The organism is Gammaproteobacteria bacterium (assembly GCA_013817245.1).
In the GTDB taxonomy this organism is placed as follows: domain Bacteria; phylum Pseudomonadota; class Gammaproteobacteria; order HTCC5015; family HTCC5015; genus JACDDA01.
This window is the reverse complement of record JACDDA010000002.1, coordinates 241451-256605: the sequence shown is the minus strand read 5'-3', so window position 1 is coordinate 256605 and position 15155 is coordinate 241451. Positions and strand designations below refer to the sequence as shown.

16 protein-coding genes and 2 riboswitches are annotated in these 15155 nt (G+C 44.7%); of the genes, 6 read left to right on the top strand and 10 right to left on the bottom strand.

Going from position 1 to position 15155, the window contains the following annotated elements; all coding sequences use genetic code 11:
* Positions 1–86 precede the first annotated feature (86 nt).
* From H0W44_04095 to hemL, 3 genes are read left to right on the top strand one after another with little or no spacing between them, the layout of a single operon-like run.
* The gene (locus H0W44_04095) at positions 87–926 is read left to right on the top strand and encodes a hydroxymethylpyrimidine/phosphomethylpyrimidine kinase (protein ID MBA3581615.1); all 840 of its coding nucleotides are present in this window, start codon (positions 87–89) and stop codon (positions 924–926) included.
* Entirely contained in the window at positions 919–1563 is a 645-nt protein-coding gene (locus tag H0W44_04090) for a thiamine phosphate synthase (protein ID MBA3581614.1), read from the top strand. Before H0W44_04095 ends, H0W44_04090 begins: the two co-directional genes overlap by 8 nt.
* A gap of 54 nt (positions 1564–1617) precedes the next feature.
* On the top strand, positions 1618–2919 hold the full coding sequence (hemL, locus tag H0W44_04085) for a glutamate-1-semialdehyde 2,1-aminomutase (protein ID MBA3581613.1): 1302 nt from the start codon (positions 1618–1620) through the stop codon (positions 2917–2919).
* Positions 2920–2964: 45 nt separating this feature from the next.
* Here hemL and H0W44_04080 read toward each other — a convergent pair whose 3' ends face one another.
* From H0W44_04080 to H0W44_04065, 4 genes are all read right to left on the bottom strand, one after another.
* Complete coding sequence (locus H0W44_04080) at positions 2965–3423, bottom strand: hypothetical protein (protein MBA3581612.1); 459 nt, start codon at positions 3421–3423, stop codon at positions 2965–2967.
* Between the two features lie 173 nt (positions 3424–3596).
* Positions 3597–4313 carry a transposase gene (locus tag H0W44_04075; protein ID MBA3581611.1) on the bottom strand — a complete coding sequence of 239 codons (717 nt, stop codon included), beginning with the start codon at positions 4311–4313 and terminating at the stop codon, positions 3597–3599.
* Between the two features lie 134 nt (positions 4314–4447).
* Positions 4448–4768 (bottom strand): hypothetical protein, encoded by a 321-nt coding sequence (locus H0W44_04070; protein ID MBA3581610.1) that lies wholly within the window; start codon positions 4766–4768, stop codon positions 4448–4450.
* On the bottom strand, positions 4765–5955 hold the full coding sequence (locus H0W44_04065; GenBank protein MBA3581609.1) for an RHS domain-containing protein: 1191 nt from the start codon (positions 5953–5955) through the stop codon (positions 4765–4767). Before H0W44_04065 ends, H0W44_04070 begins: the two co-directional genes overlap by 4 nt.
* A 127-nt stretch (positions 5956–6082) precedes the next feature.
* On the opposite strand from H0W44_04065, the gene H0W44_04060 reads away from it, so the two are divergent.
* Positions 6083–6355: a TMEM165/GDT1 family protein gene (locus tag H0W44_04060; protein MBA3581608.1), complete on the top strand. Its 273-nt coding sequence runs from the start codon at positions 6083–6085 to the stop codon at positions 6353–6355.
* Positions 6356–6406: 51 nt separating this feature from the next.
* Here the strand turns inward: H0W44_04060 and H0W44_04055 are convergent, their stop codons facing one another.
* The 6 genes from H0W44_04055 to gcvT form a co-directional block, all read right to left on the bottom strand.
* Entirely contained in the window at positions 6407–6925 is a 519-nt protein-coding gene (locus tag H0W44_04055; GenBank protein ID MBA3581607.1) for a DUF1499 domain-containing protein, read from the bottom strand.
* 28 nt (positions 6926–6953) lie between these two features.
* The gene (locus tag H0W44_04050) at positions 6954–8144 is read right to left on the bottom strand and encodes a GGDEF domain-containing protein (protein MBA3581606.1); all 1191 of its coding nucleotides are present in this window, start codon (positions 8142–8144) and stop codon (positions 6954–6956) included.
* Between the two features lie 68 nt (positions 8145–8212).
* Entirely contained in the window at positions 8213–9676 is a 1464-nt protein-coding gene (gene gcvPB / locus H0W44_04045) for an aminomethyl-transferring glycine dehydrogenase subunit GcvPB (protein ID MBA3581605.1), read from the bottom strand.
* Positions 9677–9690: 14 nt separating this feature from the next.
* Positions 9691–11046 (bottom strand): aminomethyl-transferring glycine dehydrogenase subunit GcvPA, encoded by a 1356-nt coding sequence (gcvPA, locus tag H0W44_04040; GenBank protein ID MBA3581604.1) that lies wholly within the window; start codon positions 11044–11046, stop codon positions 9691–9693.
* A 39-nt stretch (positions 11047–11085) separates the two neighbouring features.
* Positions 11086–11472 (bottom strand): glycine cleavage system protein GcvH, encoded by a 387-nt coding sequence (gcvH, locus tag H0W44_04035; GenBank protein ID MBA3581603.1) that lies wholly within the window; start codon positions 11470–11472, stop codon positions 11086–11088.
* A gap of 39 nt (positions 11473–11511) precedes the next feature.
* Positions 11512–12636 (bottom strand): glycine cleavage system aminomethyltransferase GcvT, encoded by a 1125-nt coding sequence (gene gcvT / locus H0W44_04030; protein MBA3581602.1) that lies wholly within the window; start codon positions 12634–12636, stop codon positions 11512–11514.
* 61 nt (positions 12637–12697) lie between these two features.
* A riboswitch (glycine riboswitch) is annotated at positions 12698–12829 on the bottom strand.
* 60 nt (positions 12830–12889) lie between these two features.
* A riboswitch (glycine riboswitch) is annotated at positions 12890–12991 on the bottom strand.
* Positions 12992–13278: 287 nt separating this feature from the next.
* Here gcvT and H0W44_04025 point away from each other — a divergent pair.
* Both H0W44_04025 and H0W44_04020 read left to right on the top strand, forming a co-directional pair.
* A complete protein-coding gene (locus H0W44_04025; GenBank protein MBA3581601.1) occupies positions 13279–13761 on the top strand; it encodes a glutaredoxin family protein in 483 nt (160 codons plus the stop codon).
* A gap of 29 nt (positions 13762–13790) precedes the next feature.
* Positions 13791–14726 carry a 5'-nucleotidase gene (locus H0W44_04020; protein ID MBA3581600.1) on the top strand — a complete coding sequence of 312 codons (936 nt, stop codon included), beginning with the start codon at positions 13791–13793 and terminating at the stop codon, positions 14724–14726.
* Positions 14727–15155 lie beyond the last annotated feature (429 nt).

Here is a 15155-nt window from a genome sequence, read left to right as displayed (position 1 = left end):
TAATTCCGAAGTGTGCATTTTCCCAGCTTGCTGACACAGAGTAAACTTCGACTTCACTTTCGCCAGAGATTCACCAGAGGAATGTTATGACCACAGTTGCCACCGTAATGACGATTTCGGGAAATGATCCCAGTGGTGGTGCGGGCTTATGCGCCGATATCGAGGCGATTTTAAGCCAAGGCGTGCAAGCGTTGCCAATAGTCACCTGCGTGACGGTTCAAGATACCTGTAACGTCAAAACCATTAACCCCTTAGATGCCACTTTGGTCAGCCAACAAGCGCGCCAAGTGCTTGAAGATATGTCGGTCGATGTCATTAAATTAGGATTATTAGGCAGCGAAGAAATTATCGAAGCGGTCAGTTTATTGTTGCGCGACTATCCGCATATTCCCGTGGTGATGGATCCGGTGCTCGCCGCAGGCGGCGGTTTAGCATTCGCCGACACCGGCATGCTCGACATGATGCGTGAGTTGTTATTACCTCAAATTGATGTGCTGACACCGAATAGCCATGAAATTCGTCTGCTGGTGCCCGAAGCAGATTCTTCGCTAGCCGCCTGCGCGGCACTACAAGAATGGGGCTGCGAATATGTGTTAGTCACCGGCACCCATGAAAACACGACTAAAGTTATCAATCGCCTATTCCATCAGCAAAAAGAACTACACTCCTACGAATGGGATCGGTTACCTAATACATATCACGGTTCCGGTTGTACGCTCGCTTCCGCAATTGCCGGTTTATTAGCGCAAGGCACCGATCCGGTGCAAGCCATTGAAGAAGCGCAAGCTTATACCTGGCAAAGCTTAGTTGGCGGTTATCGATTGGGAATGGGTCAATGGCATCCTAATCGTTTATTTTGGGCAGAAGGATCTGACGAAGATGAAGAAACCCCTGAAGACTTTGAAGATGGCGACGACGATGAGTAATTGGCAATCGCGCTATCGCTTAAGTGGTGTATACGCCATTACCGATGCTAACTTAATTCCGAGTTCGCATTTAGCCAGCGCCGTAGAAGATGCGATTTTAGGTGGCGCGCAAATTATTCAATATCGCAATAAAACCGGCTCCACCGCCGAACGTTTCCGCGAAGCCGAAGCGCTGCAATATCTTTGTCAACGTTATGCGGTGCCGCTCATTATTAATGATGATGTAGAACTGGCGCGCAGCTGTCGCGCCGACGGCGTTCATTTGGGCGATGAAGACACAGACCCGCGCCGCGCGCGCGACAAATTAGGCGATGACGTTATCATCGGTGTGTCCTGTTATCACTCGCTAGATAAAGCCTTAATCGCACAACGCAGTGGCGCTAATTACGTCGCGTTCGGGAGTTTTTTTCCCTCGCGCACTAAACCCAATGCAGTAGCAGCCAGCATTGATTTATTACAAATGGCCAAACAAACGCTGGCCATTCCGATTTGCGCCATCGGCGGCATTAGCGCCGACAATGCCACGACATTATTACCCAGTGGGGTAGACATGCTCGCTGTGGTTTCTGCCATTTTCGACCAACCCGATATTCAAGAAGCCACAAGGCAACTCGCGCTACTGCTTCAAAAGCCTTAGACGTTTATAATCCAACGCTATTGATTCACGTCTTCCCTTCATTGAGATATTCGCATGAGCGCTGGCCACTTTTCTGATTCCAAAACCCTCTTCGAACGCGCCCAACAACATATTCCTGGCGGTGTAAATTCACCGGTGCGTGCTTTCAAAGGTGTCGGTGGCACCCCGGTTTTTATCGAACGTGCGCAAGGTGCGTATCTTTTTGATAGCGAAGGCAAACGTTATATTGATTATGTCGGTTCATGGGGCCCGATGATTGTCGGACACACACATCCCGACGTCATCGCTGCCGTGCAACACGCAGCAACGAAAGGTTTAAGTTTTGGCGCGCCCACACAATTAGAAAGCGAAATGGCCGAACGTGTTTGCCAATTAATTCCATCAATAGAAATGGTGCGCATGGTGAGCTCCGGCACCGAAGCGACGATGAGCGCCATTCGTTTAGCACGCGGCTACACGGGTCGTGATGATATTTTAAAATTTGAAGGTTGTTATCACGGTCACGGCGATTCATTTTTAATCAAAGCCGGTTCCGGCGCATTAACACTCGGCGAACCAACATCACCCGGCGTACCCAAAGCATTAGCCGCACACACACTGACATTGCCGTATAACGATCTGCAAGCTGTAAAAGATTTATTCAAACAAAAAGGTAAACACATCGCCTGCATTATTGTTGAACCCGTTGCGGGTAATATGAATTGCATTCCACCTGCGCCGGATTTTTTAGCAGGCTTGCGTGAGGTGTGTGATCAATACGGCGCATTATTAATTTTTGATGAAGTCATGACCGGCTTTCGTGTTGCACTGGGTGGCGCGCAAGCGCTGTACAACATCACACCAGACTTAACTACTTTGGGCAAAGTTATCGGTGGCGGCATGCCAGTGGGTGCATTCGGTGGACGTAAAGACATTATGCAAAAATTGGCACCGCTAGGACCCATTTATCAAGCAGGTACATTATCCGGCAATCCCATCGCGATGACGGCCGGTTTAAAAACCTTGGAGTTAATTTCAGCGCCGAATTTTTTTGAAAAACTCACACAAACCACTAGCGATTTATTAAGCGGCTTACAACACGCCGCACAACAACACAACATTGCTTTCACCACCAACCAAGTCGGCGGCATGTTTGGTTTATTTTTTACCGAAACAAAACAAGTAAATAGTTTTGCCGATGTCATGGCCTGTGACGCCGAAAAATTCAAACGCTTTTTTCATGGCATGCTAAACGAAGGAGTTTATCTTGCGCCATCGGCGTATGAAGCAGGGTTTGTGTCGAGTGCGCATAGTGCGGAAGATATTAACAATACGCTCACAGCAGCAAACAAAACATTTTCCGCATTCGCGCTTTAAGGGATTATTCAATGTTGCACTTGATTCTTGAATTCAAGTGATTCCCTATTGATTCGTAAAGGTCCCAATATAGATAACATATCTTGTAGAATAAGCACTCTGGCCGGAATGATAGTCACAATAAACGCGTAAATTTTTTGCTATATTTTTTGTGATGGTAATATCCCCGCTTAATCCATTTTTATCAGAAACCATATCCATTTTTATTTCTGCTCCAAACTGCTCCCTGTCATCTCCTCTATAATCTATCCAAAATATAGCACGATTAAATGTTAAACCTAGTTCTGTTTTAAGAGGGCACATTACTCTATATCTATAATACGTAGCCACAGCATATGAATAAATTTTTTCGGTGAAGGTCACGCTTACATTAAACTTATTTGCATTTTTTTTTGTAATATCTAAAAATGTTATTCCTTCTGCAAAATTTATTCCTGCTGAGGAAAAACAATATGCTGACTGCACACACAATAATACCAGCAATAAAATACGCAATTTTTTCATATTTTAATAATCGCGCGTTGTGTGCGCGTGCCCCTTTCTTTCTTGTGTGCCATTTTCTCGATTCACTATATTCTCAAGTTCGACAGAATTTGTATGCATCTCATCATCTAGAAGTTGTGGTATAGCATGCCCAACAATTTCATAGTATCAAGGGGTCACATAGTATCAAGGGGTCAGACTCCTTGATCTTTAAGGTAAGCCATCGATTTCCGATCCCCGCCATGGCCTGCTGATTCTACCGCTCTATCCAGTTGTTTTTCCATCCGCCGTTTAAAACGATCACTGCCTAACACCCATGCTTTGTTGGTTGCATCTCTTACGGCCTCTAACGTTTGCTCCGCGATACGGGTACGAAACAGTTGGCGATAGGCGGCTTGGCGTTCAAGTTGGTCTTTACCTAATCGTTTGTATTCTTTGTGTGCGGCGATCAGAGGATTAGCTTCGCCCAAGGCATTATGCCGATAACTTGACCAGGGATAATCCGCTGGGTGTTTGACCATGTCTCGTGCTCTGACGGGATTAAGTTCTATATAACGCATACAGGTTAATAAGTATTGTTCACTGTCTATTAAAGCTGCTTTGTAACGCCCTTCCCACAAAGTGCCGGTGCGTTTATAGCTATGGTTAAAATACTGTACGTAATATCGCCCAACAGATTGCATGACTTTGCTAATGCTGTTTTCTTCATGCGGCGTCATTAATAAATGCACATGATTCGTCATCAGTACATAGGCATGGATATCACAACGATGTTTATCAGCCGCTTCACCCAGCTTTTCTAGGTAAAAGGAATAGTCATCGTTGGATCGAAAGATATCTTGGCGATCATTGCCGCGCTGAATGATGTGTTGCGGTTGGCCGGGAATCACAAAACGCGGGAGGCGGGGCATGGTGTGTAGTTCTCTGCTCATTCAGTCAATGGCAGGCACTTTAGCAGTGAGAGCACTTTAGAATCAAGGAGTCTGACCCCTTGATTCGCTACCCCTTGATTCGCTTGAATTCAAGGCGCCCCCTTATTTCCGCTCTAATCACTTAAATATTTTTCTTTCATTCTATACAAAAAATTTCGCACCTTGGGAATCCAGACAAACCAAAACATAAATGATCCACTAATTATTAAGATATCTCCAAAAACATCAAAAATGCGTAGCGAGCGCAATAATGGGAACATATCTGAAATATAAGACTCCACATAAAAACTCCAAATAATACTAAATGGTGCATGCCACACTAAAGCCAACCAAAACGACAAAACCGCAGTATCACCACCCGAGGATTGGCCAATACTCAGTGGAATACTAATAATCAACCAAATAAATGCTAATAACTTTAACTTAAAACTCATGGTTTTTTCATAGCACATATCATAACGCATTCAGTTTCTGTATTAGGCGCATAGGTTTGACAATTTGCTCCATTGTTTAATCGAATATCATAATATGGTGGTGGTTCACTCAGTTTTTTCTTAATACAGCTTTCTATGCAATCGTCCTTGTCCTGAGTTTTTTTACAGTTGTCTGGTTTATATTTGTCTGGTTCTATTTGGCCAGGACTACCATTAATGTCTCCAGTAGGACCTAATCCTCCACAGGTATAACCCTCTTTTTCATTTCCTACACAAATATATTGATGGTGTAGAAGTCCTATGCTAATAGGAAGAACGTTTAAAGGCCGAGTGCATTGATATGTTTCTAAGCCAAAAATATCCTTGTAACGTCCTGGGTTTTGTAACGCATATCCATATGTATTCACCCCACCTCGTAATCCAATCGGATCACTCTCAATATATCGTCCGATTGATGGATCATAATCTCGAAAGTGGTTGTAGTGTAAGTTGGTCTCACTGTCAAAATACTGTCCGGGAAAACGCAGGTTTTGCGTGACTTGTTGTACGGCTACATTGGTTTTGCCAAACGGCTCATAACTCGCATCCCATGCAATCGCTTGGGTTTGATTAGTTAATTTCTGCGGTGTACTTAATTGATCAGTATGGTAGTAATAGATCGCACTATTGCTCGCATTGATTAACGCCAATGGTTGATTATCAAGATAAACATATTCGCGTAACGTTTGGCCTGTGGCATTCGTTTCAGCGATGAGTTTTCCGTTTAAATCGTAATGATAAATATTGGTTGTGCCATTCAACACTTTGGTAGAACGTGCGCCAGTGGCCAGATAATTGTAGCTAGCATTGTTGCTGCCGTTAATGGCGCTGACGAGGCGATTACGTGCATCGTAGGTAAACGTCATGCCGCTTTTAGTTAAGGTGTTGCCATTCGCATCATAGGTAAGACTCGTTGCTTGATTACCGGTGATGCTGCTTAAGCGATGCGTAGTGCTTGGGTATTGATAGTTTTGAGTTTGGCTGTTGTTAACCAGCGATAAACGATTGCCGACGCTGTCGTAGCCGAATTGCTGACTGCCGTAACCGCCTTGGCCATTGGTAATCGGATGCTCACACAAAAAGCCTTCACGGATTGCACCCGCAAGGGGTAGGCCGTGGTTGTAAACCGCCAAGGCGGCGACAACCACGCTCCGCCGAATATATTCGGCTTTATCCAGGCTATTTTTTATTTTTTGCTTCGAGCAACGTCTCGTTCATAATGAACGATCGATAATCTAAGATATTTTTTAGATTTAAATTACACAAGGAATATATATGGACTGGCGCACGTTTATAACAATTTTTGCAACGGTGTTTATTGCAGAAATCGGCGACAAAACTCAACTAGCTACGATGTTATACGCATCCGACAAAACCGTTAGCAAATGGGTGGTGTTTGGTGCATCTGCTACCGCATTAATATTAGCGGCTGCAATTGGTGTCATCGCTGGGCAGTGGGTCAGCGCGTATGTGCCTGAGCGTTATTTACGTTATTTGGCGGGTGTTGGTTTTATTATGGTGGGATGTTGGACTTTGTGGCGCGCCTAACCCAATTAAGTGGGGTTTAGTGAATTAAAGTTAACGCACGCCTGCAAAAAATCATTTTTGTGTATATGATTCAATTTTAGCTTTGTATAAATCGCGAATGTGTTCAATGCGTTCACGATTTACGCCCATGTCGGAATGCCCCATGCGCGATGCTGAACGTACTTGCAATACACCTTTTTTTGCATCGAAATAAAATTCTACGTCATCTACATACCGCATTAAGCGCGAGGTGAATTCCGCGCGTAAATAATGTTCCGTTTGATTAATAATTTTAGTGCGTGGCAAGCTGTTAATGATGCTAGCTATTTGCGTAATCGCAGCCGCGCCTGCAGTCGCATCAGCAACTGCTGTATCTGCGCCCGCTATATTAATATCAGCATTGACAGCAACAACTAAAGGCTCGATGTAGCTAGGCAATTCTTTAGTCTGACTTTGCACGCAATTCGGTGTATCGGGACATGCTGCTAACAAACCATCACGTACACCGATGTTTTTTGGCGGTTCGCCAGAACACGCGTTTAACAAACTTAGCGCCAATCCTACTACTAACATGCGTTTTATTATTAACATATTCGCAACCTCATCGCTGTCGATATTTTTAAATGTATTCCAGTTTTTGCACGCGATCACGGCCTGCGGCTTTTGCCATGTACAAAGCTTCATCGGCGCGTTTAATAAGTGTTTCTTTGCTGGTATTTTCTTTTGGCATGACGCCACAAATACCAAAGCTCATGGTGACCAGACCATTTAGTGGTGAATCAGGATGCGGCATTTTCATCTCTTTTAAATGCGTACGAATTTCTTCTGCTAAACGATGCGCACCTTGCGCGTCGGTGTTCGGCAACATGACGACAAATTCTTCGCCGCCATAACGTGCGACTAAATCGGCCGGACGTTTTAAGGAATCGCGTACGCATAAAGCTAAACGCTGCAAACATTCATCGCCGGCGACATGGCCAAGACTGTCGTTATAATTTTTAAAATAATCGGCATCAATCATCATTACCGATAATGGCGTGTGATCGCGCATTGCGCGTGAGAATTCATACGCTAATCTTTCTTCAAAGTAACGGCGGTTAGCAACGCCGGTTAAACTATCGGTTGCCGATAGCTGCGTTAGTTCTTCATTCAACACTTGTAAGCGTGCATTCGAATGTCGTAAAGAATTGGCTAAGCCTTGATTTTCTAGCTGCAAACGAAACGAACGTGTCAACGTGCGATGCATTTGATAAGCAAACAACCACATGGCTACGGTATAAATCATCAAGAACACACCTAATATTATATTGGTGATATTTTGATGGCTAAGCAGCCAAATGATTGCGGGTAGCAAAACGGATATTTGAAATAAATAATACATTTCCAAGCGCACCGCTAAAGTAATGCCCGCAGACGCTAAAGAGATAAGCAAGATGATAAGAAAGATATGGGTTTCTTGCAGCGTGACATCAATGATGTACGTCACACCTAAACCCCAAGACAAGCCGCCAATTACGGCGCCTACTAATAATAATCGATGCCAACGCGCGTAATTAATCTTTACTGGACTCATTCGACGAAAGGCGATGTAGGTGCCGTAATGCACGGCGAATAACAACGCCTGCATAAACCACCAACCTAAAGCAAATAACGGCGGCAAGCTGTCGCTAAAAATAATGACTACAAAACTCACCAGCAAAAAATTCATCGCAATGCTGGTGGGTGATTGCGCGATCAATAATTTAATTTGCTCACTGAGCAATGCGGCTTTCATGCCATCGGCTTGCGTTGTGGATATTGCTGCACGCATAGTCGTTCCTTTTTGTTAGCTCAATAAATAATCTGATTAATTACTACTGCGCGTTTTTATTCACATCATTATTGCAGTGGCTGCGCGCGCCAACGCAAATCTAATTGCTTCGCCGCTCTAACTTCATCCAGCTTCCGCACCGGTAAGGTATGCGGCGCGCCGTTTACTAAATCGGGCGTGTGTTCTGCTTCCTGTAAAATTTCTGCCATCGCCGCAATAAAACGATCAATGTCTTCTTTAGCTTCAGTTTCGGTTGGTTCTATTAACAAACATTCTGGCACCAACAACGGAAAATAAACCGTCGGCGCGTGAAACCCTTTGTCTAATAAACGCTTGGCAAAGCCGAGCGCATTTACACCTAGATTTTTTGCTTGTTGTTTTACCGTTACAATAAATTCGTGACTGGCGCGCCGTTTTGGAAACGCTAAATCAAAACCACGTTTGGCTAATTCCGCCATTAAGTAATTAGCATTTAACGTAGCGTATTCCGCTACTCGCGGCATGCCCTGCCGACCCAGCAAACGAATATAAACGTAAGCGCGTAACAATACACCTGCATTGCCTGCAAAGGCAGATAAACGTCCAATACTTTGCGGACGATCTTGTTCATTTAACCAACGATAAGTTGCGCCTTCTTGCGCCACCAACGGCACCGGCAAAAAAGATAACAAACGTTCAGATACACCTACAGCACCCGACCCTGGGCCACCACCGCCATGCGGTGTAGAAAAAGTTTTGTGCAAATTCATATGAATCACATCAAAACCCATATCGCCGGGACGCACTTTGCCAAGAATGGCATTTAAATTCGCGCCGTCGTAATACAACAATCCACCTGCGGTATGCACAATGTCGGCAATCTCTTTGATGTTGCGTTCGAACACGCCCAGCGTAGAAGGATTGGTTAACATGATGCCGGCGGTTTGTGGACCAATCGCGGCACGCAATGCAGGCAAATCCACGTCACCTTCTGCATTGGTAGGAATTTCGCGAACTTTATAACCGCACATAATCGCAGTCGCTGGATTAGTACCATGCGCGGCATCGGGCACTAAAATTTCATCACGCGCATGATCACCACGCGCATCGTGATACGCACGAATCATTGCAACGCCGGCAAATTCACCTTGCGCACCCGCCATCGGTGTTAACGATACACCGCGCATGCCGGTTACTTCTTTTAAGATTTCTTGCAAGTCGAACATGATGGCCAAAAAACCTTGGCTATGTGTATCGGGCGCAAGTGGGTGACGATTTAATAAACCTGGCAACATCGCCAAACTATTACACGCGCGTGGGTTGTATTTCATCGTGCACGAACCCAATGGATAAAATTCTGTATCGATGGAAAAATTTTTGCGCGATAACCGTGTGTAGTGCCGCACCGCTTGTAACTCTGATACTTCTGGCAACACGGGTTTATCTTGACGACGCCACTGTGCAGGAATATCAGCTAATGCTTGTTGCGCATCAATCGCCGGAAATTGGCTAGTCGTGCAACGACCGCTAACGCTTTGTTCAAATATCAACATGACATCATTCGCCTTTAAATTAATTTTTGTATCAACGCGACATACTGCTGCATGTCAGCGACGCTGCGCGTTTCGGTCACGCACAACAATAAACAATTTTCTAATTCTGGATAGTCTGCGCCAAGATCATAACCACCAATAATATTATGCTGCGCAAGTTCTGCGAGCACTGCTTTAACGGGTTTATTTAAACGCAATACGACTTCATGAAAATACGACGCACTAAAAACTTGTTGGATGCCTTTTAATTTCGCAAGCTCTGCTGCTAAATAACGCGTATTAGCATGACTTGCAGCGGCGGCGTGTTGCAAACCTTGCGGGCCCATGATGGACATAAAAATAGTTGATGCCGTCACCATCAAACCTTGATTGGTACAAATGTTTGATGTCGCTTTAGAACGGCGAATATGTTGTTCACGTGCTTGCAGCGTCAACACAAAACCTTCGCGGCCTTCGATGTCTTGTGTGCGACCCACAATGCGTCCGGGCATTTGGCGCACATGTTCCAACTTGCAACATAAATATCCGTAATACGGTCCACCACTTGATAATGGAATACCTAAAGGCTGGCCATCACCACACGCAATATCAACACCGTGCTGCGCCCATTGTCCCGGTGGTGTTAACACCGCTAAGGTCATTGGGTTGCACACTGCAATGACTATCATGCCTTGTTGATGCGCCCATGCAGTTAACGCATCGACATCTTCTAAACAACCAAAAAAATTAGGTTGCTGAATCACTAATGCGGCGTAATCTTGGCCTTCATGCGCTTTTAAAGTGTCTGTCGACACTACACCTTGCTGCGCATTAAACGGTAGATCCACTAATTCAATTTGCTGATTTTTTACAATCGCGTGCGTGGCTTTGCGATACAAAGGATTTACGGTCGTTGGTACTAAAATTTTACGGCTTTGACTTTTGCGATTCGCACGTACGGCCATTAATACCGCTTCGGCTAATGCTGAACCACCATCATATAACGAGGCATTTGATACATCTAAACCGGTCAAGCTACACATCATGCTTTGATATTCATAAATCAATTGCAATGTGCCTTGGCTGGCTTCGGGTTGATACGGTGTATACGCGCTATAAAATTCACCGCGCGTAGTGATTTGCCACACTGCGGCGGGAATATGATGCTCATACGCGCCAGCGCCTAAAAAACAGATAGGCAACCCATCGGCGACTGCGTGCGCTTGCATTAAACGCGTGACTTCTTGTTCGGTTAACGCAGCAGGAATATTATTTAACTCACCACAACGCAACACCGCTGGAATTTCATCGAACAAGGTTTCGATATTTTTTACACCCACCGACGCTAACATGGTGGTTACTTCGGCGGGCGTATGAGGAATAAAAGGCATAAAAATTTCCGTAAAATTTAAATTAATGAACTAAAAAAATTAGTGGCTTAAAGATTCTTGATAAGCCGCAGCATCTAACAAACCATTTACTGCCGCAGCATCAGTTGGTTTGATTTTAAATAACCAGCCATCACCATACGGTGCTTCGTTGACTAATTCTGGCGCTTCACTTAATGCTGTGTTCACCGCAATCACTTCACCCGCGACAGGACTGTAAACATCAGACGCGGCTTTTACTGATTCAACGACGCAGCTGGCATCGCCAGCTTTAACATTTTTGCCAACTTCAGGTAATTCAACAAAAACTAAATCGCCTAATGCGGCTTGCGCATGATCGGTGATGCCAACCGTAATCGTGCCATCGGTATTAACACGCGACCACTCGTGGGTTTTTGCATAACGTAATTCGCTCGGTGTTTGACTCATGATTAATACTCCTGCCAATAAACAATTAAAAAAATAGATTTAAATTAAAGATTTGCCATCGCGCACAAAAGGATATTTCACTACCCGTGCGGGATATAATTTGTCACGAATATTCACTTCAAATATCGTACCGATCTCAATCGGCGCTAAAGTTTCTGTGGATACAATGCGCGCCAACGCAATTGCTTGCTGCAATGTCGGCGAGAAAGTGCCGCTGGTGATTTCACCTTTCACGTTTACACCATTGATGATCGCACTGACGGTTTGATGCGCGCGTAACACGCCTTTGGTTTCTAATACCAAACCCACTAACCGACGCTGCAACCCTGCTGCACGTTGTTTTTCTAATGCGGCGCGACCGATAAAATCGCGCGATGCATCTAGCGCTACTGTCCACGCTAAACCTGATTCCAATGGTGAAACCGTTTCATCTAAATCATTGCCGTACAAACACATGCCCGCTTCTAAACGCAAGGTGTCACGCGCACCTAAACCAATCGGCGCAATCTGCGCTTGTAATAATTGTTGCCACACTTTTTCTACTTGCGCCGCTGGCAATATCCATTCAAAACCGTCTTCGCCGGTGTAACCCGTGCGCGCGATAAAATGTTCTGCATCAAACACCGCTTGAAAACGATCAACGCTCGCCGCCGCATCTTGTAAATGCGTCGGCAACAATGGCAAGGTTTTACGAATCGCGTGAGGGCCTTGAATCGCTAACATCGCTAAATCCGTACGCTCAGTTAGCTCTGCCGCAAACGGGGCAATCTGTGTTTGCAGCCACGCCAAATCTTTTTCGCGCGTGCCGGCATTAACCACTACGCGATACCAATCAGGCGCGCAGTAATAAACAATTAAATCATCAATCACGCCGCCTTGTTGATTCAGCATGCAGCTGTACAAGGCTTTGCCTGCTTCAATTGGATTGGCAGTTAATTTCGCGACATCATTCGCTAATAAATAACGCAGGAAATCTTGCGCTTCACTGCCGCGAACATCCACTACCGTCATATGCGACACATCAAACACGCCCGCATCGCTGCGCACGGATTGGTGCTCGTGCATCTGTGAGCCGTAATGGATGGGCATTTCCCAACCCGCAAAATCAACCAGCTTAGCGCCGGCCACAACGTGGGCGTCGTATAAAGGTGTACGCAAAGACATGTAGGCTCCCGTTGAGTGTCGGCCGCAATAATTAAAGAAAACGTCGAGCTGTTTGGCCGATCGTCACCCCTCTGTCCGGGAACCTGAGAGATTGGGAATACCCGCATTGAAAATAAAGGGTATTGCCGTCACCTTCGGTGGGCTACCGCCCTGCTTATCTTCATAAGGGGTGCCACTCTCCAGAGCCAGTTTGTCTATATATATAGTGCAGCTACCCCATCTTAGCGAAGGGGCTTCCAACACCACATCATTGACGGTTTTTGCAGTCCTTTTGCCTGAGCGTTTCCGGGTGGGTTGCGCCTTCGGCGTCCGCCAATCATAAAACTGAACGGCGAATCTCTCCTGCAAAAACCAGCATAACTGGTGGCGGCTACTATACCAGCCCAATCAGTCCAGCCGGAACCCTAAAAACCCGCCATTTTGCCGAAATAAGCCTCTCAACGGCCAAACCAAACAGCAGTCAGAAGTCCTGAACTCATCTAAACTGTTAGTCCCGTGGGTTTTACTACTGCCCAATATGCAAAAATTGCCGCCGTCATACAAACAACCGCATGCTTCATTACACTATATGTAGCCATGCAAATTTAATCATCGTTACATAACAACGTCTGCAAATGGAATTTAATAAAAATGAACACTTTTATGAAAACTAAATACTTCGCACTACACAGTGCTGCATTATTTTTATTAGCCATGATAAGCCACTACACCTATAGCGGCGAATTACACAAATGGATCGACGCTAACGGCCAAGTACATTACGGCGAAACCGTACCCGCAGACCAACAAGAAAAAAATATTGAAGGCAAAGTCAGCAACTATGGCGCAGGAATTCCTGGCGACATGCCCGTCAGCGAACAAAAACCCAAAACACCTAAAGTGATTATGTACAGCACGAGCTGGTGCGGCGTTTGCAAAACAGCCAAGCATTTTTTTCAAAAAAATAATATTGCCTACAGCGAATACGACATCGAAACATCAGCTGTAGCCGCACAAGAATACCAACGCTTAAATGGCAGAGGCGTGCCATTAATTCTAGTCGGCGAACAACGTATGAGCGGATTTTCGCCGAGTCATTTTATGGCGATGTACCAACCAAAAGCGCCTGCCAAAAAGAAAAATTAACCTGAAATTATTCTTCAGAAGGATCAAGAATGGCCTACCTTATAAATAAAAAACTAGTTATAGGCATAGCTTCTAGCGCCTTGTTTGACTTAGAAGAGTCTCATGCCATTTTTGTGGCAGAGGGAGAAGAAAAATACAGAGAACATCAAAAAAAAAACCTGGATGTTGTTTTACAAAAAGGTGTGGCCTTTTCTTTTATAAAAAGATTTCTTGGCATCAACAAAAATCATCAAGAAGATATGCCGGTTGAGGTCATCTTACTTTCAAGAAATGATCCGGATACAGGCCAAAGAGTATTTAATTCTATCAAACACTATGGGCTAGATATTACAAGAGCAGCATTTTTATCAGGCAAATCACCCTACAAATACATTCCAGCCTTTAACGTGTCTCTGTTCTTGTCCGCTAATGCCTCTGATGCTAAGGAAGCTATTAAAGCAGGGTACCCAGCAGGTACTGTTATTCCTTCTGAGTTCACAGATGCCGAAACCGATAACGAACTGCGTGTTGCTTTTGATTTTGACGGAGTAATTGCGGACGACGAAGCAGAAACACAATATCAACGACAAGAAAATCTAGATGACTTTCACGACTATGAAAATAAAAATGTGGACACTTCTCACAATCCCGGCCCATTAAGCGACTTCTTTAAAAAATTATCCGCTTTACAAAAAATGGAAATTAAAAAAGAACGCAACGAAAACGATTATAAGAGAATAATTCGGATTGCTATTATCACGGCACGAGGTGCGCCAGCACACCAAAGAGTAATTACTACCCTTAATGAATGGGGCGTATTGCCCGACGAAACATTTTTCTTAGGAGGAGTGGAAAAAAATAACATTCTCCAAGTGTTGAAACCTCATATATTTTTTGATGATCAAATGAAACATATAGATCCTGTCGCCAAGAATATACCTTCTGTTCACATACCTTTTGGCATTAGAAACCTGGAAATAATTTAATTAATTGCTATGAAATTAGCGATTAATGCCCGTTATGACACGCTGAGGAAGATTTAAAGGCTAGCGACACCTGAACAGGGATGTTCAGGTGAGCCGATCGCAACAGGATGTTGCGTTGAGGCGACGCGTCAGCCTTTAAAGATGACGAAGGAATACTGGAATGGAATTTTATTCCATTCCAGTACGTGACATCGGGGAGCGCTTCTTTGGTTACTTTCTTGTCGCGACAAGAAAGTAACCGCCCGCCGGTGCGCAACCGGCTAATAAAATGCTTTTATCTTTTTTATAAATAAACGTTGGGTATCACTTTGTTCAACCCAGCCTACAAAACCGAGCTTGAATAGAGCATATTGATGCAAAAATCTTCCCGGATTCCGCCGAATAAATTCGGCTCCATCCAGGCTACATATAACTTCAAAAAATCCCCCA